Source organism: Streptomyces sp. SAI-127 (assembly GCF_029894425.1).
GTDB lineage: Bacteria > Actinomycetota > Actinomycetes > Streptomycetales > Streptomycetaceae > Streptomyces.
In genome coordinates this window covers 7,788,697-7,807,913 of record NZ_JARXYJ010000001.1, presented here as the reverse complement: position 1 = coordinate 7,807,913, position 19,217 = coordinate 7,788,697, and the positions used below count along the sequence as shown (strand labels likewise).

The 19,217-nt window shown below is 71.3% G+C and carries 21 protein-coding genes and 1 pseudogene; 6 read left to right on the top strand and 16 right to left on the bottom strand.

What is annotated here, in order from left to right; translation table 11 throughout:
• Nucleotides 1–12 precede the first annotated feature (12 nt).
• The 4 genes from M2157_RS35855 to M2157_RS35840 form a co-directional block, all read right to left on the bottom strand.
• Complete coding sequence (locus M2157_RS35855; RefSeq protein WP_280867288.1) at nucleotides 13–714, bottom strand: DUF899 domain-containing protein; 702 nt, start codon at nucleotides 712–714, stop codon at nucleotides 13–15.
• Nucleotides 715–807: 93 nt separating this feature from the next.
• The gene (locus M2157_RS35850) at nucleotides 808–1,977 is read right to left on the bottom strand and encodes a cytochrome P450 (protein ID WP_280856910.1); all 1,170 of its coding nucleotides are present in this window, start codon (nucleotides 1,975–1,977) and stop codon (nucleotides 808–810) included.
• A 25-nt stretch (nucleotides 1,978–2,002) separates the two neighbouring features.
• A complete protein-coding gene (locus tag M2157_RS35845; protein WP_280867287.1) occupies nucleotides 2,003–2,218 on the bottom strand; it encodes a hypothetical protein in 216 nt (71 codons plus the stop codon).
• Between the two features lie 116 nt (nucleotides 2,219–2,334).
• Nucleotides 2,335–3,687 (bottom strand): amidohydrolase, encoded by a 1,353-nt coding sequence (locus tag M2157_RS35840; RefSeq protein WP_280867286.1) that lies wholly within the window; start codon nucleotides 3,685–3,687, stop codon nucleotides 2,335–2,337.
• Between the two features lie 138 nt (nucleotides 3,688–3,825).
• On the opposite strand from M2157_RS35840, the pseudogene M2157_RS35835 reads away from it, so the two are divergent.
• Nucleotides 3,826–4,807, top strand: a pseudogene (locus tag M2157_RS35835) (endonuclease/exonuclease/phosphatase family protein).
• 16 nt (nucleotides 4,808–4,823) lie between these two features.
• Here the strand turns inward: M2157_RS35835 and M2157_RS35830 are convergent.
• Together M2157_RS35830 and M2157_RS35825 are read right to left on the bottom strand one after the other, a co-directional pair.
• A complete protein-coding gene (locus M2157_RS35830) occupies nucleotides 4,824–6,788 on the bottom strand; it encodes an FUSC family protein (protein ID WP_280868327.1) in 1,965 nt (654 codons plus the stop codon).
• 219 nt (nucleotides 6,789–7,007) lie between these two features.
• On the bottom strand, nucleotides 7,008–7,772 hold the full coding sequence (locus M2157_RS35825) for a nucleotidyltransferase domain-containing protein (protein WP_280867285.1): 765 nt from the start codon (nucleotides 7,770–7,772) through the stop codon (nucleotides 7,008–7,010).
• A gap of 152 nt (nucleotides 7,773–7,924) precedes the next feature.
• On the opposite strand from M2157_RS35825, the gene M2157_RS35820 reads away from it, so the two are divergent.
• Complete coding sequence (locus M2157_RS35820; protein WP_280856914.1) at nucleotides 7,925–8,338, top strand: RidA family protein; 414 nt, start codon at nucleotides 7,925–7,927, stop codon at nucleotides 8,336–8,338.
• A complete protein-coding gene (locus tag M2157_RS35815) occupies nucleotides 8,335–8,784 on the top strand; it encodes a GNAT family N-acetyltransferase (protein ID WP_280856915.1) in 450 nt (149 codons plus the stop codon). Before M2157_RS35820 ends, M2157_RS35815 begins: the two co-directional genes overlap by 4 nt.
• Nucleotides 8,785–8,790: 6 nt before the next feature.
• Here the strand turns inward: M2157_RS35815 and M2157_RS35810 are convergent, their stop codons facing one another.
• Both M2157_RS35810 and M2157_RS35805 read right to left on the bottom strand, forming a co-directional pair.
• Nucleotides 8,791–9,510, bottom strand: a complete 720-nt coding sequence (locus M2157_RS35810; protein ID WP_280856916.1) for an aspartate/glutamate racemase family protein — start codon at nucleotides 9,508–9,510, stop codon at nucleotides 8,791–8,793.
• A 5-nt stretch (nucleotides 9,511–9,515) separates the two neighbouring features.
• Nucleotides 9,516–10,994: an NCS1 family nucleobase:cation symporter-1 gene (locus M2157_RS35805; protein ID WP_280856917.1), complete on the bottom strand. Its 1,479-nt coding sequence runs from the start codon at nucleotides 10,992–10,994 to the stop codon at nucleotides 9,516–9,518.
• 157 nt (nucleotides 10,995–11,151) lie between these two features.
• Here M2157_RS35805 and M2157_RS35800 point away from each other — a divergent pair, with 157 nt between their 5' ends.
• Complete coding sequence (locus M2157_RS35800) at nucleotides 11,152–11,820, top strand: GntR family transcriptional regulator (protein WP_280856918.1); 669 nt, start codon at nucleotides 11,152–11,154, stop codon at nucleotides 11,818–11,820.
• On the opposite strand, the gene pip is transcribed toward M2157_RS35800, so the two are convergent.
• Nucleotides 11,817–12,785, bottom strand: coding sequence for a prolyl aminopeptidase (gene pip / locus M2157_RS35795; protein WP_280867284.1), 969 nt, complete (start codon nucleotides 12,783–12,785; stop codon nucleotides 11,817–11,819). The genes M2157_RS35800 and pip overlap by 4 nt on opposite strands.
• A 9-nt stretch (nucleotides 12,786–12,794) precedes the next feature.
• On the bottom strand, nucleotides 12,795–13,526 hold the full coding sequence (locus M2157_RS35790) for a uracil-DNA glycosylase (RefSeq protein WP_280856920.1): 732 nt from the start codon (nucleotides 13,524–13,526) through the stop codon (nucleotides 12,795–12,797).
• A gap of 113 nt (nucleotides 13,527–13,639) precedes the next feature.
• On the opposite strand from M2157_RS35790, the gene M2157_RS35785 reads away from it, so the two are divergent.
• Entirely contained in the window at nucleotides 13,640–14,368 is a 729-nt protein-coding gene (locus M2157_RS35785; RefSeq protein WP_280856921.1) for an RNA-binding S4 domain-containing protein, read from the top strand.
• A 122-nt stretch (nucleotides 14,369–14,490) separates the two neighbouring features.
• On the opposite strand, the gene M2157_RS35780 is transcribed toward M2157_RS35785, so the two are convergent.
• From M2157_RS35780 to M2157_RS35770, 3 genes are all read right to left on the bottom strand, one after another.
• Nucleotides 14,491–14,958: a DoxX family protein gene (locus M2157_RS35780; protein ID WP_280867283.1), complete on the bottom strand. Its 468-nt coding sequence runs from the start codon at nucleotides 14,956–14,958 to the stop codon at nucleotides 14,491–14,493.
• A 92-nt stretch (nucleotides 14,959–15,050) separates the two neighbouring features.
• Nucleotides 15,051–15,767 (bottom strand): class I SAM-dependent methyltransferase, encoded by a 717-nt coding sequence (locus tag M2157_RS35775; protein ID WP_280856923.1) that lies wholly within the window; start codon nucleotides 15,765–15,767, stop codon nucleotides 15,051–15,053.
• Between the two features lie 124 nt (nucleotides 15,768–15,891).
• A complete protein-coding gene (locus tag M2157_RS35770) occupies nucleotides 15,892–16,791 on the bottom strand; it encodes an acyltransferase domain-containing protein (protein WP_280867282.1) in 900 nt (299 codons plus the stop codon).
• A 77-nt stretch (nucleotides 16,792–16,868) separates the two neighbouring features.
• Between M2157_RS35770 and M2157_RS35765 the strand changes: the two genes are divergently transcribed.
• Entirely contained in the window at nucleotides 16,869–17,135 is a 267-nt protein-coding gene (locus M2157_RS35765) for a DUF6343 family protein (protein ID WP_280856925.1), read from the top strand.
• Nucleotides 17,136–17,148: 13 nt separating this feature from the next.
• On the opposite strand, the gene M2157_RS35760 is transcribed toward M2157_RS35765, so the two are convergent.
• The 3 genes from M2157_RS35760 to M2157_RS35750 all read right to left on the bottom strand — a co-directional run bounded on the left by M2157_RS35760 (nucleotide 17,149) and on the right by M2157_RS35750 (nucleotide 19,208).
• Complete coding sequence (locus M2157_RS35760; RefSeq protein WP_057618417.1) at nucleotides 17,149–17,529, bottom strand: tetratricopeptide repeat protein; 381 nt, start codon at nucleotides 17,527–17,529, stop codon at nucleotides 17,149–17,151.
• A 50-nt stretch (nucleotides 17,530–17,579) separates the two neighbouring features.
• Nucleotides 17,580–18,197: a dephospho-CoA kinase gene (gene coaE, locus M2157_RS35755; protein ID WP_280856926.1), complete on the bottom strand. Its 618-nt coding sequence runs from the start codon at nucleotides 18,195–18,197 to the stop codon at nucleotides 17,580–17,582.
• Between the two features lie 72 nt (nucleotides 18,198–18,269).
• On the bottom strand, nucleotides 18,270–19,208 hold the full coding sequence (locus tag M2157_RS35750) for a PAC2 family protein (RefSeq protein WP_266525392.1): 939 nt from the start codon (nucleotides 19,206–19,208) through the stop codon (nucleotides 18,270–18,272).
• Between the last annotated feature and the right edge of the window lie 9 nt (nucleotides 19,209–19,217).

The following is a 19,217-nucleotide window of genomic DNA, read 5'->3' as shown; positions in this document are numbered from 1 at the left end:
TGACGATCTGTCTCACTCTCCGTGCCATTCCTCGTACTCGTCGTGATACCGAATGCGTACGCTGCCTGCGGGCGCCCCGAGAGCGGACGCGCGCCCCTTGGGTTCCTCCCATTCCTCCTGCCGTCCCAGTGCGGTGAGGTCGAGGAAGCTGGTGGTCGAGCCGAGTCCGTCGAGGCCGCGTTCATAGGTCGAATAGGTGTGGAAGACCCGGTCGCGGTCGCGCAGGAAGCAGCTGATGCCGGGCCGCTCGGCCGGTTCGTCGTCGATCTCCAGGGTGGCCCCGAAGTCGTGGTTGAAGTCACCGCCGTACGACGAGTACCAGGGCACGGTCCATCCCATCCGCGCCTTGAACGGCAGGATTTTCGTATACGGCGCTCTCGACACGGCCGCGAACGTCGTCCCCCGCGCCTGCAGATGGGCCAGGTGTCCTATCTGGTCCAGGAAGGCGGAGCAGCTGCGGCAGCCCGCGTCCCACTCGGGCGCGAACATGAAGTGGTAGACAACGAGCTGGCCGCGCCCCTCGAAGAGGTCGAGCAGGGTGGCCTTGCCGTCACCGCCTTCGAAGACGTACTCCTCCTCGACCTCGACCATGGGAAGCCTGCGCCGCTCGGCGTTGAGGGCGTCCCGCGCGCGCGTGGCCGCCTTCTCCCTGACCAGCAGATCCGCGCGCGCCGCGCGCCATTCGTCCCGAGAGACGATCTCCGGAAGCGCCATGGGGTCCCTCCTGTGCGACGGTCCGTCCGGTGTGGTGACCGCGGGGAGGGGCGGAACTCATCGCTGTCGCGGGAAATTCCGGGAGGGGTTGATTCAGAACGACACCTGGAGTGCGAGCAGGCCTCGGGCGCGCAGGGAGTTGCGCCACCTCGGGGTGGGCTCGGCGAGCGCGAGATCCGGGAACCGTTCCAGCAGCGCGGCCAGGGCGATCTCGGTCTCGGCGCGGGCCAGCGGGGCGCCGAGGCAGTAGTGGATGCCGTGGCCGAGAGCGAGGTGGCCGGAGGCGTCGCGGGCGAGGTCCAGACGGTCGGGGTCGGGAAAGCGGTCGGGGTCGCGGTTGGCGGCGGACGGGGAGACCCAGACCGTCTCGCCCGCGGGAACGGTGACCCCGCCAATGGTGACGTCCTCGACGGGGAAGCGGCGGATGGCCAGCAGGGCGGGGCCCTCGTAGCGGAGGAACTCCTCGGTGGCCGCGGGGAGCCGGGCCGGGTCCTCGCGCAGGGCGGCGAGCTGTCCGGGGTGGTGGAACAGGGCGAGCACCGCGTTCCCGATCAGCTGCACGGTGTTCTCGTACCCGGCGAAGAGGATGAGGAAGGCCAGCGACATCAGCTCGTCCTCGCTGAGCCGGTCGCCCTCGTCGCGGACGGCGATCAGATCGGAGAGCAGGTCGTCGGCGGGTTCCCGGCGCTTGTCGGCGAGGAGCCGCGTGAAGAAGCCGAGCATCGCCACGACCGCCTCCTTGCCCGCCGCGGGTCCGGCCGCCGGGTCCGGCGCGACGAGGGTGTCGGTCCACACCCGGAAGTCCAGGCGGTGCTCGTCCGGAATGCCGAGCAGGTCACAGATGACCGTGATCGGGAGGGGCGCGGCGTAGGAGGCGATGAGATCGGTGGTCCCATGGGAACCGAGCGCGTCGAGGAGCCGGTCGGCGGTGCGCCGGATCGGCCCGCGCAACCGCTCGATCCGACGCGGGGTGAAGGCCCGCCCGACCAGCCGGCGGATCCGGGCGTGGTCCGGCGGATCCATGTTGAGCAGGTTGGCGTCGAGCGCGGGCGGCAACGAGAACCCCTTGTAGGTCCCCGCCGTGGCGTACCGCTTGTCCAACGACAACCGCGGATCGGCCAGAGCCGCCCGCACGTCGTCGTACCGCGTGACGATCCAGGCGGGCGTCCCGTCGGGCCCGGCGATCCGATGCACGGGCGCGGTGTCACGCAGGCGCCGGTACACGTCGTAGGGGTGCTCGAGGAGGCCGTCGGCGGGATCCATGGGCCTCAGCCTAGCGGCGCGGAGATCACGGGCTGCCGGACTCGGTGACGCCCTGGGCGAGTTGGCCCACGACGTCCAGGACCCCCTGGCCGAAGGCGGTCGGGGCGACCAGGATGCCGAGGACGAGCACGATGGCCACGGTCAGCCACTGGTCGGAGCGGCTTCGAGCCTGCACGCGGCGGCGAATCCGCACGAAGATGACGACAGCGAGCAACACCGCGACATTGATCGTCAGGTCCACCGCGCCGGCCCCCTCAGACGGATGCAGTCCCGGCTTTCCTGTGTAGCGTGAACCGACCCACCGTGTCCCACCGGTCACCGTCAGTTGGCACCAAAGCGCCTTTCCTGGGCCGGATTTCAGGTGTCGTAGTCCTGGATCCGCCTGCCGTGGCTGCGGTCGAGGAGGGCGGGCAGGCGCCTGCTCAACTCCCCTGCCACCGACGGGACATCGATGGTCAGCAGCTCACGGTCCCGCATCAGCACGCGGCCGTCGACGATCGTCGTACGGACGTCGGAGGAGCGGGCGCTGTGGACCAGGGTGGCGGCGAGGTCGTGGACGGGCTGGGTGTGCGGGCCGGTGAGATCGACCAGGATGATGTCGGCACGCCGACCGGGCGCGATGCTGCCGACGACCTCGCCGAGGCCGACCGCGCGGGCACTCTGGAGGCTCGCGTGATGCAGCGCCTGACGAGACGTCAGCCAGCGTGGGTCACCGGTCGTCGACTTCTGGATCAGTGCGGTGAGCGCCATCGACTCCCATACGTCGAGGGAGTTGTTGGAGGCGGCCCCGTCCGTGGCGAGTCCGACGGGGACACCGATGTCGTGGAGGGCACGCACGGGCGTGGTGGTGGGCCAGGCGAACTTGAGGTAGCCGCGCGGGGCGGTCGCAACAGCCGTACGGCCGACGGCACTTGCGAGAATCGGTAGGTCGCTGTCGAGGATGCCGGAGCCGTGCGCGATCAGGACGTCCGTGTCGAGGATCCCGGTGCGCCGCAACACCTCGATGGGCGTCACCCCGTGCCGGGCGAGGCTCTTCTCGGCCTGGTCGCGGTTCTCGGCGGCGTGGAGATGGACGGGCAGGCCGTGCTCCCGGGCGAGTTCGGCGGTCGCGGTGAGGTCGCCGTCGTCCACGGTGTAGGGCGCGTGCGGGGCAAGCGCCGTGGTGATGCGGCCACCGGCGCCGCCGCGGTGCCGCAGAGCGAACTCCAGGGATTTCTCCCGCCCTTGGGGCCCCTGAGAGGAGAAGTACGCCTCCCCGAGGTGCGCCCGGATCCCGCACTCCTCGACGACCTCGGCGACGGCGTCCATCGAGAAGTAGTGGTCGGCGAAGCAGGTGACACCGCCCCGGATCATCTCGGCGCAGGCCAGCCGCGCCCCCAACTCCACATCCTTCTCGGTGAGGTTGGACTCGATCGGCCAGACGACGTCGTTGAACCACTCCTCGGTCGGCAGATCCTCCGCGACCCCGCGCAGGGCGACCATGGGCGCGTGGGTGTGGCAGTTGACGAGCCCGGGAAGGGCGATCTGCCCCCGCCCGTCGATGCGCTCGGCCGCGGGCAGTTCCTCCGCCTCCGCACTGCTGATCACCGACTCGATGACACCCTCCCGTACGACGATCGCGGCGTCCTGCACGAACCCGACCTGCTCTTGATCGTCGTGCGTGAGCACCGTGCACGGGGAGATGATGAGACCTGCGGGAGAAGGCGTCATACAGGCACCGTACGACGCGGTCGTGCCCTCGCAGTGGGTGAACCGCGCATCCCGTCGCCGCTCTGTCGCGGCGGCACGAGCGCATGCACCCTGGCCTCACCACACCGCCCGTCGTACGCCTTCCGGAAGGGGTCCGGCATGCTCGTCGGCACCTGGAATCTAGAGAATCTGATGCTGCCGCGCAGCGGCGACGGCGCTCCCAGGACCGAGGCCGAGTACGAGGCGAAAGTGGAGGCCCTGGCCTCCGTGATCACCGCGCTCGACCCGGCGCTGCTGGGCGTCCAGGAGGTCAGGCAGGAGGAGACACTCGCCGATCTGGTCAAGGCGATCGGCGGGGACTGGCACATCGCGCTCTCCCGGCACGCGGACCGCAGGGGCATCCGCGTCGGTTTCCTCAGCCGCACCCCCCTGCGGATACGGCGGGACACCCATGTGTTCGCGGACAAGCTGCGCCCCGTGCAGGGTGACGACGGCACCGAGCCGGACACGCACGACGGGGAGACGAGCCGCGGCTTCCTCGCCGTGGAGACCGAGACCGGCGACGGGGTACTCCAGGTGGCGGTCGCCCATCTCAAGTCGAAGCTGCTGTCGTATCCGGGCAACCGGGACCGGAGCCGCTTCCAGCCGCACGACGAGGCCGAAAGGGCCCGCTTCGGCGCCTACGCCCTCTACCGGCGGGCGGCCGAGGCGACGACCCTGCGCGCCCTCGCGGACTTCCTGCTCGAAGGCGCCGGGACCCGAACGGGACGTGATCGTCCTCGGCGACATGAACGACGTGGTGAACGCCGCCACCACACAGATCCTGCTGGGCCCGCCCGGCTCCGAGCTCGACAAACCGCGCGCGTTCAACAAGTCCGACCTCGGCGACCCGTTCCGGCTGTGGGACATCGCCCCGCGCATACTCGAAAAGCGCCGCTTCTCCCGCGTCAGCTTCGGACGCGCCGAACTGATCGACCATGTCCTGGTGAGCCACCGTCTGGCCCGCCGCATCGTGGAGGCGGGGACGGGCCTGCCCGAGCACCGGGACGACGCCCTCGTACTGCCGTCGGTGGACGAGGATCCGATGAGGCGGGTGGGAACGCCCGGGTCGGACCACGCACCCGTGTGGGTACGGGTGTGACTCCTCCCCACCGGCCCTAACCGGCGAGGGGAACGTCGGGAAGCCGGACCCCCACTCGCCCGCGCCCCTCGTCAAGTCGGCCGAGTTCGCCGAGGAGTTCGGTGAGCCGTCGGACCTGTTCGGGGGCGAGCCGCCCGGAGTCGTCGAGGTGGACGGCGCACGCGGTGGTCGTGTCGACGATCCCTTCGAGCACGGCGACGATCTCGTCGGCGCCCTCCGAGTGCCGGGCGAGGGCGGGGAGTTCGGCGGCGGCGAGGGCGATGGCGGTACGGGCCTCGGCGAGCGCGCGGTAGGCCTCGCGGCGGAGTGTCCAGCGCCGGGCGCGGGCGTCGTCGGTGGGGGTGTCGTCGGTGGGGGTGTCCCGTACGAAGGACCCGGCGCCTCGTGGGACAGGCCGCGTGGTCTGCCGTGGAAGAGGCCGCGCCCTCTCCCGTGGGACGGGCCGTTCGGTCTCCCGCAGAACATGCGTGAGGTACGCCTCGGCCGCGCCACTCGCCGCGGCCAGCCGGGACCGCACTCCCCCACCCCGCTGCCCCGGCATGGGGAGATGCCCCACGATCAGCACGATCGCGCAGGCGAGCAGGGTCTCGGTGATCCGGCCGGCGGAGGCCTGCGGCTCGCCGCCCACCATCACGAGCGCCAGGACGAGGACCGTGACGACGGCGGTCTGCGCGGCGAAGTGCCGTGTGGCGACGGGAATGAGTGCCCCGCTGACGGCGACGAGCGCGATGAGCCCTTCGGGCCGCGGCAGCACGAGCGCGAACCCGGCGAAGACCAGCGCGCCGAGGACGGTCCCGGCGGCCCGGCACAGCACCCGGGAGGCGAGCGGTCCGAGGTCGGGCTTGACGAGGAAGACGGTGGTGGCGGGCAGCCAGTACCAGTGCTGGTGCTCCCCGTACCAGTGGGAGTGGTGCAGCGCCTGTGCCACGGCGACGCTCGCCCCGAAGCAGAGGGCGACCCGCAGCCCGTACTCCCGCCCGCCGGCCCCGAAAACGGACCGCAGCGCGCCCCGGACGGTGAGCCGGCGCTTGTGCAGATCCCCGCCCCGGCCCCCGTCGAAGGCGTCGGCGGCCCGCAGCAACGCGTCGTCGAGTGCCCGCAGCGCGGGCGCCGACCGGGCGGGCGCGGGCAACGGCCCGGTGTGCGTGTTCTCCCGTACGGCGACGGCGAGCCGCCGGGGCCCCGCGGAGGCCCGCCCGGGCACCGCTTCCTCCGCCCAGGCGAGCGCGGTGGCGGCCTCGGCGAGCGGCAGCGCGGCGGCGTACTGCGCATGCAGCCGCCGCTCGGCGGACGAGCTGGCGTACCGCCGCAGCCGGGGCCCGGTGAGCGCGTCCTGCGCGTGATCGAGGGCTGCGGTGAGCGCGACGCGTCGCGAGGTGGCGTTCTCACTTCCCACGGCGTCCAGGAGGGCGGCGACGGCCTCGTACACCTCGGCGACGGCCTCCCGTTCGCCGTCGAACCGGAAGTCCCCGGCGATGGCACCGGGGGTGGGCAGCACGAGCCGCAGCGCGAGCAGCCAGCAGGCCCCGCCGAGATACACGACGGCCCGCGGCCCGCCTTCCTCCGGCAACGGCATGCCCGCCCCGATCGCCGAAGCGACCAGCAGCTGCGTACCGGCTCCGGAGGCGACGGGTCCGACGGCGCTGACACCCCCCGCGACCAGCCCGACAAGGGTCAGCAGCACGGTCAGTGGGAGCGCCCCGATGTGTTCCCCCGCGGTGGTCCCCACGAACATCCCGACCGCCCCCGCGAGCGCCGGCACCCCGATCCGCTTGACGGAGGCCCGCCGGCTGCCGGGCCGGTCGTTGATCCCGGCGAGCATGGCGGCGATGGCGGCGACGACACCGAGGGAGGTGCGGTCGGCGAGGACGGCGACCAGCAGGATGGGCCCGGCCGACAACGCACCCCGCACCACGGCGTTCCAGGGAATCGGCCCACGCTGAGCTCGGAGAGCGTGCGCGAGCCAGGGCGGTAGGTGCATCCGTACGGCGGGGCGGGACACAGGGCTCCTGTCGTCTGGGGGAGGCGGGGGTGTGCCTTCGGGCGACGGTGGCCGGGCGTTGGGCTGTGGTGTCCACGGTAGATCGCGTTCTTGGACGGTCCGGGACGCTTGTGTTACTCGCGTGTGACGATGTGTGCAAAGGCCACGTTCTTTATGAACGCAACCCGGGAAGGTGAGCCGCAGACGTCCGACGGCCGCTCAGTTCGCTGTGTCGAACAGCTCCCGGAGCTCCGCCACCGCGCGGACGGCCGACCCGGGTGATGCCGTCAAGGACTCGACGATCCGGTCGACGTCCCGCAGTCCGGCCCGCTCCAGCAGCCGTTTCTCGTTCGTCACCCACTCCCTCCGCCCCGCCAGCACCGAGTGCCCCATCTGCACGGCGGACGTGGCGAGGGCTCCGGCCGTCTCGGTGAGGCGGGCGGCCGGGGCGTGGTGGGCCTCGGCGTAGGCGAGGGTGGCGTGGGCGGTGTCGCGCCAGCGGGCGGCGGCCGAGGCACGGAGTTTCGGCGGGTAGGTCGCGGGGCGCGGGAGGTCACCCCTCAGGACCTGGTTGATCGCGAGTTCGGCCACGATCAGATAGGTGGGGATTCCCGCGAGATGGAACAGCAAAGGCTCCACCCGGAACCGCCCCTCCTGCGCCTCCGCCAGCTCCCGTTCCACCACGTCGAGGTCCCGGTAGTGGACGTCGACCCGCCGCCCGTCGATCGTCAGCCAGGCACCCCCGTTGAACACCCCGCCGCCCCAGCCGCCGATCTCGGACACCTCGCCCTCCCAGCCGACGGCACGGAGATCGGCCGGGTGGAAGGCACCCCGGTAGTAGACGGCCAGGTCCCAGTCGCTGTCCGGCCGTGCGGTCCCCTGGGCCCGGGAGCCGCCGAGGGCGACGGCCCGGACGGCGGGGAGGGCGGCGAGCCGGTCGGCGGTGGCGTCGAGGAAGGCGGCGTCGGCGAGTGTGGGGGCCATGGGCGCAGCGTACGAAGCCCTGAGGCGGCCCCTCCACGGAATTACGCGGTGGGTGATGCAACCCGTTTTTCCGGTCGCGGAAATTCAGGTGCGGTCCCGCCCCCCGCCCCCGATGATCGGAAAGTTGTCCGCCGTTCGCCCCAGGAGTCCACGTGATCCAGCGCGTCACCGCACCGGCCCTGTTCCCGCCGCCGACCTACTCCCACGCCTCCGTCGTCGAGGCCGGTACGAAGCTCGCGTTTCTGGCCGGGTCCGTTCCGCTGGACGCGAAGGGGAATCTCGTCGGTGAGGGGGATCCCGCGCGGCAGGCCGAGCAGGTGATCGCGAACCTTCGGGAGCAACTGCACGCGGTGGGAAGCGACTTGGAGCATGTGCTGGCCACCGACGTGCACGTCGTGAGCAGCGAGCCGGCGGTGCTGTCCGCCGTGTGGGAGGTCGTGGAGGCGTCCGGGCTGAGCACCGGCCCGCACTCGTCGACGCTGATCGGGGTCGCCTGCCTCGGCTACACGGGCCAGTTGGTGGAGATCACGGCCACGGCCGTCGTACCGGAGAGGGCCTCGCGGTGAGCGCGGTCGTCATCCGCCGGGCCACCACCTCCGACGCCTCCGCCACGGCCGACGTCTATCTGCGGTCCTTCGGCGCCGCGTTGCCGACGGTCGTACGGCCCCGGTCCGACGACGAGGTGCACGCCTACATCCGGGACGTCGTGGTGCCGTCGCGGGAGACGTGGGTGGCTGTGGCGGAGGAACAGGTCGTGGGCCTCATGGTCCTCGCCGGCGATCTGCTGTCCCAGCTCTATCTCGACCCCGACTGGCGGGGGCGCGGCATCGGCGACCGGTTCGTCGCGCTCGCCAAGGAGCGCAGTCCGCGGGGGCTGAGCCTGTGGACCTTCCAGGTCAACAAGCCGGCCCACCGCTTCTACGAACGTCACGGCTTCGTCGAGGCCGAGCGCACCGACGGCAGCGGCAACGAGGAGCGGGAGCCGGACGTGCGGTATGTCTGGCTCCCCTGAAAGGGGTCAATCGGACCGCCCTCCCCACACCCGCCTCTTCGGCACCGGCCTCGCATACCCGCCCGCCCGACTGGTGTTCAGCCCCAGCCCCACCAGGGACTCCGCGAGCTTCACCGCCGCCCCCACCCCGTCGACGACGGGAAGCCCCAGCTTCTCCCCCACCGTCCGCTGCAGCCCGGTCATCCCCGCGCACCCCAGCACCAGGACCTCGGCGCCCGCCTCCCGCACCCGCTCGGCGGCCGCCAGGAACGCGGCCTCCGTGCGGTCGGCGTCGCTCATGTCGAGAACCCCCAGGCCGGTCCCGACGACGGCGGCGCAGTTGCGCCCCACCCCCGCCAGCTCCAGGCTGTCCTCGATCTGTCCGCACGACCGCTCCAGCGTGGTCACCACGCCGTAGCGCCGGCCGAGCAGACAGGCCAGATGGGCGGCGGCCTCGGTGATGTCGACGACCGGTACGTCCACCAGCTCCCGGACGCCCTCCCGGCCGTGCTCGCCGAAGCCGGCCATGACGACGGCGTCGTAGGGAGGACCGTCGTACGTGCGCAGCAGGTCGATGACCGCCGCCGCGGAGAGATAGCTGTCGAGCCAGCTCTCCGCGGACTCGGGTCCCCACCGCGGGGTGAGCCCGAGCACGGCGGTGCCCGGGCCTGCGGCGGCCCGGGCACCTCGTACGATCTCCTCGGTCATCTCCTGCGTGGTGTTGCAGTTGGTGACGACGATCCGCACGTTCCTCAGACCTCCAGAGGCTTCTCGGTCACAGCGACGGAGTCGGCCGTGCGCTCGCTCCGGCACAGCAGCGCGTACAGGCCGGCCGCGAGCGCCGTACCGATGAACCAGGAGTACGGGGCCACGTCGCTGAACGTCTTGACCAGGGCGAGGACGCCCGCGACCGCGGCCGCCGGCAGGAACGCCCACAGGGCCTTGGGGTTGACCCCCTTGCGGTAGTAGTAGCGGGAGCCGGGCTCGGCCTTGAACAGCTCGTCCACGTCCACGCGGCCCTTCTTGACCCAGTAGTAGTCGAGCATGATCACGCCGAACAGCGGGCCGAGGAAGGCGCCGAGGCCGCCGAGGAAGTAGTTGACGACCGTGGGGTTGGAGAAGAGGTTCCACGGGGTCACGAGCAGCGCGGCGACCGTGCTGATCATGCCGCCGACCCTGAAGGTGATCTTCTGCGGCCAGACGTTGGCGAGGTCGTACGCCGGTGAGACGAAGTTGGCGACGATGTTGACGCCCATGGTGGCGATGGCGAAGGTGAGCGCGCCCAGGACCATCACCCAGGTGTTGCCGACCTTGGCGACGAGTTCCGCCGGGTCGGTGATGGCCTGGCCCCAGACCTCCAGCGAGCCCGCGGTGACGATCACGGAGACGACCACGAAGGCCGTGGAGTTGATGGGCAGGCCCCAGAAGTTGCCCCGGCGGACGGTCTTGTAGTCCGGTGCGAAGCGCGAGAAGTCGCAGAAGTTGAGCATCAGCGTGCCGTAGGTGGCGAGGATCAGGCCGATCGCGCCAAACCACTGCCGCCACTGCTCACCGACGGAGACCGGGTGCGGGGTGGTGGTGAGCGAGATGCTCCAGCCGGCCTTGGCCAGCACCCAGATCGCCAGCGCGATCATGACCAGCCAGATCGCGGGACCGCAGAAGTCCTGGAACTTCCGCACGGACTCCATGCCCTGGCTGATGATCAGCGCCTGGATCAGCCACAGGGAGAGGAAGGAGACCCAGCCGAGCGCGTCGAGGCCGAGGAAGGAGCTGTGCGTCCAGGACTCCAGGCCCGGCCAGGCGGCCAGCAGCATCACGTTGACGGCGACGGAGGCCAGATAGGTCTGGATGCCGTACCACATGATGGCGATCACGGCCCGGATGAGGGCGGGGATGTTGGCGCCCCACACACCGAAGCTGATGCGGCTGACGACGGGGAACGGCACGCCGTGGCGCTGGCCGATCTTCCCCATCCAGTTCATGCCGACGTAGATCAGCACGAAGCCGACGAGCAGGGACGTGAAGACCTGCCACACGTTCATGCCGAGGACCAGCAGACCGGCCGCGAAGGTGTAGTTGCCCAGGTTGTGGACGTCGGACATCCACATGGCGAAAAGGTCGAAGACCTTCCAGTTGCGCTTGCCTGCGGGCGCCAGGTCTTCGTTGGTGAGCCGGGGATCGGGGACGAACGCTGGTGTGCCGGTGACTTCGGCACGGTCGGCGAGGGACACGGGACCTCCAGGGACAGGGGACAGGAGGATGGCGGCCGCCTGGCATCCAGTTTTGGTATACCAAACTGCGCACATGGTCCCGCCGTCAAGAGTTCGGGCCGATGTCGCGTCCGTTAACGCTTCGTAAAACAGCTCCGGAGTCGGGGAAGATGGCTCCATGAGCTCCACGACGAACATCGAGCCCCTCGGCGCCGTCCGCGAACGCGTCCTGGCCACCCTGCGGCAGGAGATCATCGCGGGCGGGCTGCGTCCGGGCGACCGGTTGGTCGAGCGGGAGCTCGCCGAGCGCTTCGGGGTCTCCCGGGTGCCGGTCCGCGAGGCGATCCGCGCCCTGGTCGCCGAGGGCTTCGTCCACTTCGAGACGCCCCGCCGGACGGTCGTACGGCGCCTGACCCCGAACGACGTCAAGGAACTCTTCGAGCTGCGCGAGGCGTTGGAGGTGTACGCCGCCGGCCTCGCCGCGGCGCGCGCGACCCCTCAGGACCTCGCCGAGGTCGAGCGGCTCCTCGCCCTCGCGGCGACCGCGACCGAGGCGGGCGACGCGGAGGCGATCACGGACGTCAACAGCCGTCTGCACGACAGCATCGTGGCCATGGCCCGCAACAGCCTGCTGGTCGACGCCCTGGAACCGGTTGCGGGGCGGCTGCGCTGGATGACCCGGCGGAACGAGGAGTGGCCCCAACTCCTCGTCGAGCACCGGGACTTGTACGAGGCGATCGCGTCCGGCGACCCAGAGCGGGCCCGCGCGCACGCCCTCGCGCACGTGCGGACCAACTACGAGTCGACGGTACGGCAGCTGTTCGGGGACTCGGCCGAGATGATCTAGCGGGGCCGACCGCGCGCGTACTTGTCCGTCGCCGCCACCATCACGTCCACACCCCGCTCCCCCGCGAAGTGTGCGCCGTCGTCGATCACCGTCAACTCGCTGCCGGGCCAGGCGTGATGGAGCAGCCAGACGGTGCCGAGGAGATTGCCGAAGTCGAGGCTGCCCTGGACGAGGGTGCCGGGGACATCCTTGAGGAGGGGCGCGTCGCGCAGGACGACGCCCTCGTCGTTGGCCTCGCCCAGGAAGTGATCGTTGCCCCAGTAGTGGGTGACGGTACGGGCGAAGCCCTGCCGGAACACCGGGTCCTCGTAGCGCGGCACCGACCGCGGCGGCGCCGACTCGATCGCGGTCTCCCAGTCGGTCCATGCCCGCGCCGCCCGCTCGCGCACCTCCGGATCGGGCGACTCCAGCAACCGGTTGTAGGCGGCGGCGAGGTTCCCGGCCCGCTCCTCGACCGGCAGCTCTCCGACAAACCGTTCGAACGCCGCCGGGAAGATCTTCCCGAGTCCCCTGGTGAGCAGGGTGACTTCGGGATTCGCGCCGGTCGCGATCCCGGTCAGCACCAGCTCCGTCACGGCCTCCGGATGCGTCTGCGCGTACCGCAGCCCGAGCATCGACCCGAAGGAGATACCCCACACCAGCCACCGCTCGATCCCCAGATGCCGTCGCAGCAGCTCCAGGTCCGCGATGAGATGCGGGGTCGTGTTGACGCTCATGTCGGTGTCGTACGCGCTCGCGTGCGGCGTCGACCGCCCGGCGCCGCGCTGGTCGAGGAGCACGATCCGGTACGCGGCCGGATCGAACAGCCGACGCACCCACGGTGTGCAGCCGGACCCCGGCCCACCGTGCAGCACCACCGCCGGCTTGCCGTCCGGATTCCCGCAGGTCTCCCAGTACACGTGGTTGCCGTCGCCGACGTCGAGCATGCCGTGCTCGTACGGTTCGATCTCCGGGTAGAGGGGCATCCGGCGACCCTAACCGTCGTACGGCGCTCTCGTCGTCCGGTTTTCGGCGGTGCGACCAGGCAGTCCTGCCGTCTCGGCAGCCGTGCGCAGCACGTCCCGCAGCATCCCGGGCGTGAGCTTGCCGGTGAAGGTGTTGCGCTGGCTGACGTGGAAACAGCCGAAGAGCTCGAGGCCGTCGAGCGGGACGCGCGCGCCGTGTCCGAAGGCGGGCCGCGGCCGGGGCACGGTCCAGCCCGCCTCCGCGAACGCGGGCAGCGCCGCCTGCCAGCCGAAGGCGCCCAGCACGACCACGCTCCGCAGCGTGGGCCGCAGCAGGTTCAGCTCCTGGACCAGCCAGGGCCGACAGGTGTCGCGCTCTCCCGGGGTGGGCTTGTTGGCGGGCGGGGCACAGTGCACGGGCGAGGTGACCCGCACGCCGTACAGCTCCAGGCCGTCGTCCGCGGTCACGGCGGTCGGCTGCGAGGCGAGCCCGATGTCGTACAGCGCCTGGTACAGCACGTCCCCGGAACGGTCACCGGTGAACATCCGCCCGGTACGGTTCCCGCCGTGCGCGGCCGGCGCGAGCCCGACGATCAGCATCCGCGCGTCCGCCGGCCCGAAGCCGGGCACCGGGCGCCCCCAGTACGTCCAGTCGGCGAACGCGGCACGCTTGGTGCGGGCCACCTCCTCCCGCCAGTCGACCAGCCGCGGGCAGGCGCGACAGCCCGCGATCCGGCGGTCGAGATCGGCGAGGGCGTTCATCGTTCCACGGTACGGGCACGTCCGAGCCGTGAGCGTGGGGGCCGGCCACCACTCCGGGCGCCGCCCGGAAAACCCACCCGGCGTACACGGCCCCGAGTACTAAGGTCGGAGCCATGGCTGTGGAACGTACGGACGACAACGAGACCGGTGGGACGGGCCGGGCCGGAACGACGGCCGAGGCTCCTGACGCGAAGGTCGCCGACCCCGGCCGCACGGCCCCCGAGGCACCGGACCCGAAGATCGCCGCCGCGGTCGCCGCCGCGGAGGCCGCCGGGCCGCAGAACGGCGAGAGCGTGCGGATCGACAGCTGGATCTGGTCCGTCCGGCTGTTCAAGACCCGTTCCGCCGGAGCCACCGCATGCCGGGGCGGGCATGTACAGGTGAACGGCGAGCGCGTGAAGCCCGCCCACTCCCTGCGCGTCGGCGACGAGGTGCGCGTCCGCCAGGAGGGCCGGGAGCGGATCGTCGTCGTCAAGCGTCTGATCCGCAAGCGGGTCGGCGCCCCCGTGGCCGTTCAGTGCTACGTCGACAACTCTCCTCCGCCCCCGCCTCGCACGGCCGTCGCCCCCGCCGGCCTCCGCGATCGCGGCACCGGCCGCCCGACCAAGCGCGACCGCCGCGAGCTGGAACGCCTGCGCGGCCTCACGGAAGGCAACCGCCGCACCCGCTTCGGCGGCCCGGGCGGGCACAGCGGCTCGGAGGGATTCGGCGACCGGGACGCGATCGCCGGCTCCGGTGGGCCCGACGGCTCGGGCAGCCCCGACAGTCCGGGCGGGGCACGCCGCTCCGACCGGGACAGACGCTCGAACAGGGGCGGCCACTCGGGCAGTACCGGACGCTGAGGCGCAACAGGACGCTGCTCCGGCGTCGGCGGACAAGCAACCGTCGGCCACCACCGTGAGGCCGGTCCCCTCCCGAAGGGCAGGGCACCGGCCTCACGGTGGTGGCCGTGGGGCGGCTCTCCTCACGCCCGTCGTCGCACCAGTCGCAGCAGGTCCGCGTTGTGCCGGCGCCGGGCCCAGGCGATCAGGGCGAGCGGGACGATCAGGATGAGCGGAGTCGCCGCGTTCTCCCCGTCGAAGTAGGTGAGCTGGACGACGAACGCGCCGACCATCAGCCCGCTCAGCGCCATGGCCGCCACCGACTGCAGCACCGGGATCAACAGGGCGATCCCACCGGCCAGTTCGAGCACGCCGATGATGTACATCCCCGCGCTGCCCCAGCCCATTTTGTCGAAGCCCTCGGCGGCCGAGGGGTGCGCGATCAGCTTGGGGAGCGCGCTCGCGACGACGTAGAAGAGGGCGAGCACGACCTGCAGGGTGCGCAGGGCGATCCGGGCCCGGCGGCCGCGTACGGTCGAGGACTCGGCGATGACAGGGGCGGCGGCGGAGGAAGCGGCGGTACGGGTGACGGGGACGGTGGTCTCGGACATCGGGGTCTCCTGTGGGAAGCGGTCCGTGTTGCTGTCGCAGAGGTAGACCCGCACCCGCACCCGAACTCATCGCCGCTCCACAACCTTTTCCTTCAGGCCGCCACCGCCCGCACCCATATCCGGTCCTCCGTCAGATACCGGTCCACCTTCAACCCCGCCTCCGCCAGCGCCTCCTCGAACTGCTCCTTCGTCAGTGGGCGGGACTGGAACGTCTGGGTCCAGGTCGCGTCCGGGAACTCGTACTCCGCGTACACCGAGTTCACGCCCTCTGCCACCGGCTCCGAGGAGACGATCCGCACGGTGTAACCGCTGGGGTCGACCCTCCCCCAGCCTTCGGCCGGGGGGACCCCCATCTCGCTGCGCTCGCGCGGCAGATCGGAGTGATAGTCCTCGCCCTCGCGCTGGATCAGTACACTGCCGCCCGCCGCCACGTGCCGGGCACAGGTGCGCAGCATCCCGCGTCGCACCTGCAGGTCGCCGTGGTGCACGAGGAACGACGCGAGCATCACCACGTCGAACGTCTCGCCCAGGTCGAGGTCCTCGATCGTGCCGCATATCGTCCGTGCCCCGCGCACGCGCTCCAGCATGTCGGGGGACTCGTCCACCGCCGTGATCGTGAAACCCCGCTCCAGCAGCGGACGGGTCATGCGCCCCACACCACAGCCCAGCTCCAGGATGTGCGCCCCCGCGGGCACCGCCCCGGCGATGATGTCCGGCTCCGGCCCGATCCGCAGCCTCGAGTAGAGCTCGACCGCGCACCCGTCCGGGGTGATCGCCCCAGGTCCCGTCCCCTGATGTCCCGCTCGCATCCTCAGCTCCATGCCCATCCAACGGCCCGTGTCCGCACGGCCGTTCCCGACTCGCACAGATTCACCCGTCCGGGTGGCAAAGGGAGCCCGCGACTTGAAGGGCCCGAACTCCAAAGCACCTGAACTACAGGGGAAACCAGCCGTGCCCGATGTACCAGTGCCCGCCCGCCCGCAGATGATCACCGACGGCCCGCTCCAGCGCCGTCCGCCTCGGCAGGCTCTCCACCGACAGCTCCGGATCCCCGAACACGAACTGCACCGGCTCGGCGTCCTCCGGCTGCGGGTCCTCGGGGGCCAGCCGGAAGCGCTCCTGGTACCGGACGATGTTGGAGTCCGCGGGCAGATACCCCTTCAACTGCGGGTCGAGCAGCCAGGAATGGCACAGCGCGGCACCATACGGCTCCTCCGGGAAATGCCGGGCGAAGAACTCGGCGGCCAGGGCGAGCGAGCGATCGCAGGCCTCCGGTGACAGCGGGCCGAGGAAGTCGGGGATGTGCAGGCTCAGACAGGGCGTGCCGGGGGCGATGTCCAGTCCGGCGGCCGTGAGCGTCCGGCTGTTCCACGGCCCGTACCGCGTCCGCTCGAACTGGAGTCGCCCCAGCTGGTACAGCTCGCCCCGGGAGTGCCGGGTCAGCCAGCGCGGTGACTCCACGCCCGTCCTGCCGTACCGCCTGCGGTGCACGGCCATGTTCCGGCCGAGGTCGGCGAGGGTGCGCCGGGACACCTCGGCCGGGATGCCGCGCGAGCGGTGGTACGCGTGCGTGTGGGGCAGCGCCGCCACGAACACGTAGACGGGGAAGCAGCGTTGGAGGGCGCCGGCCGGCCAGTCGAGCTCGGGCAGGACGACCGGGTCGTCGGCCCTGCCCATGTCCCGGACGAGTTCGTCGACGGAGTGTTCCAGGAACCGCTGCAGCTCCGGGTCGTCCATGACCCGTCGGCCCATCCGTACGAGTTCGCCCACGTCCTCGTGCGGTACAGCGAGTTCCACCAGCACCTCGGCCAGTTCGTCGGCGTCCGGAAGCACGCGGTGACCCCCCTCTTCGGCCCTTTGGTCAACGTCCGTTCCGAAGAGTACGTTGCAAGGGAGGAGTGGTGATCCCGATGCGTACGGGCAGTGAGCCGACGACAGCGCGCAGTGCACTGCGCATGCGGTTCTGGCTGAGCGTGTGGGGGGTGGTCTGGGCGGTCTTCGGTACGGCCGCGTTCGCGCTGGCGGGCCGCCCCGGGTGGGCGATCGCCTGCGGAGTGCTGTGGCTGGTGATCACCGCCGACATGGCGATGATCCTCCGGCACATCCGGCAGGGCCCGCATTATCAGCCGGGTCCCGACGTCCCGCCGTACCGCCCGCCGGAAAACCGACGCGGGTAGCGGGCCGACACGCTCAGGTGTCGAACCGCGCCGCCTTCAGGAACTCCGGCTTCGGGTCCAGCGCGGCCGCCAGCCTGAAGTGACGCCTGGCCTGGTCGGGCCGGCCCTGTCGCTCATAGGTGCGGGCGAGTGCGAAGTGGGCGAAGGCGTTGTCCGGCTCGCGCTCCAGGACGATGGTGAACTCCAGCTCGGCGGGCCGCAGTTGCGCGGCGGCGAAGAAGGCCCGCGCGCGCAGCAGCCGGGCCGCGGTGTTCTCCGGGTGGGCGGCGATGACGGAGTCGAGCAGCTTCACCGCGCCCCGCGGGTCCCGCGCGGAGAGCAACTGCTCCGCTGCGCGGTAGTCGATGACATGGGTCTCCGGAGTACGTCCGGTCGATCCGCTGGTCTCGGGCACGGCAAAGTCCTTCCCTCACTGGAAGGGTTCAACGCCCGGACAGGGGGACGCTATTCCTGAGACGTCCGGGACGCGCGTGCCCGGCGTACGAGTTCGCCCCATACCTCCTGCACGCGTCGCCGCAGCTCTTCCAGGGGTACGTCGTTGTCGATCACGACGTCCGCGATCTCCAGGCGCTTCTCGCGTGTCGCCTGGGCGGCCATACGCGCGCGTGCGTCCTGGTCGGACATGCCGCGCAGCCTGACGAGCCGGTCGAGCTGGGTCTCGGGGCTCGCGTCGACGACGACCACGAGGTCGTAGAGCGGCGCGAGGGCGTTCTCCGCGAGGAGCGGGACGTCGTGGACGACGACGGCGTCCTCGGCCGCGGCGGATTCGAGCTCGCGGGAGCGGGCGCCCACCAGCGGATGCACGATCGAGTTCAGTACGGCGAGCCGGTCCGGGTCGGCGAAGACGATGGAGCCCAGCTTGGGGCGGTCGAGGCCGCCGTCCTCGGCGAGTACGTCCTCACCGAAGGCCGCCACGACCGCGGCGAGGCCGGGCGTGCCCGGCGCGACGACCTCGCGCGCGATGCGGTCCGCGTCGATCAGGACGGCGCCGTGGTCCACGAGGAGCCTCGACACCTCACTCTTGCCGGCGCCGATACCGCCGGTCAGGCCCACCTTCAGCATGACCGGAAGCCTAGACGCTCCGCTCGGGGGCCGGTGTAGGGGTGGTACGGAAGGAAACCTGGGGCGCGTGCCTCAGTTGTCGCCTTCTCGTTCCGCCAGGAAGCGCTCGAACTCCAGGCCGATCTCGTCCGCCGACGGAATGTCCACCGGCTCGGCCAGCATGTTGCCCCTGGTCTCCGCGCCCGCCGCCGCGTCGTACTGGTGCTCGAGGCCCTGGACGAGGGCCACGAGGTCCTCGTCGCCCTCCTGGATCTGGCGCTCGATCTCGGTCTGGGTGCGGTGGGCGTCGGTGCGCAGGGCGTGGGCGATGCCGGGCAGGACCATGCCGGTGGCGGCCGTGATGGCCTCCAGGACGGTCAGGGCCGCGTCCGGGTAGGTCGAGCGCGCGATGTAGTGCGGGACGTGCGCCGCGACGCCCAGGACGTCGTGACCGGCCTCCATGAGCCGGTACTCGACCAGGGCCTCGGCGCTGCCGGGCACCTGTGCCTCGTCGAAGGGGCTGCGGTGGCCGGGGACGAGGTCGTGGCGGTTGCCGTGCGGGGTGAGGCCGACGGGGCGGGTGTGCGGGACGCCCATCGGGATGCCGTGGAAGTTCACGGACAGCCGGACGCCGAGCCGCTCCACGATCTGCTGGACGGCGGCGGCGAAGCGTTCCCACTCCACGTCCGGCTCCGGCCCCGAGAGCAGCAGGAAGGGCGCTCCGGTGGCGTCCTGGACGAGCCGCACGTCGATCGTGGGCTCCTCGTACTCCGTCCAGCGGTCACGCTTGAAGGTGAGCAGCGGACGGCGGGCGCGGTAGTCGACGAGCCGGTCGTGGTCGAAACGGGCGACGACCTGGTGGGGCAGCGAGTCGAGCAGCCGGTCGACGATCTGGTCGCCGGTCTCGCCCGCGTCGATGTATCCGTCGAAGTGGTAGAGCATGACCAAGCCGGCCGACTCCTGGGCGAGCGCCATGTCTACAACGGCGAGCCCCTTGGGCTCCCATGCGTACAAACCCTGCGGATCAAGCACTGTGACCGC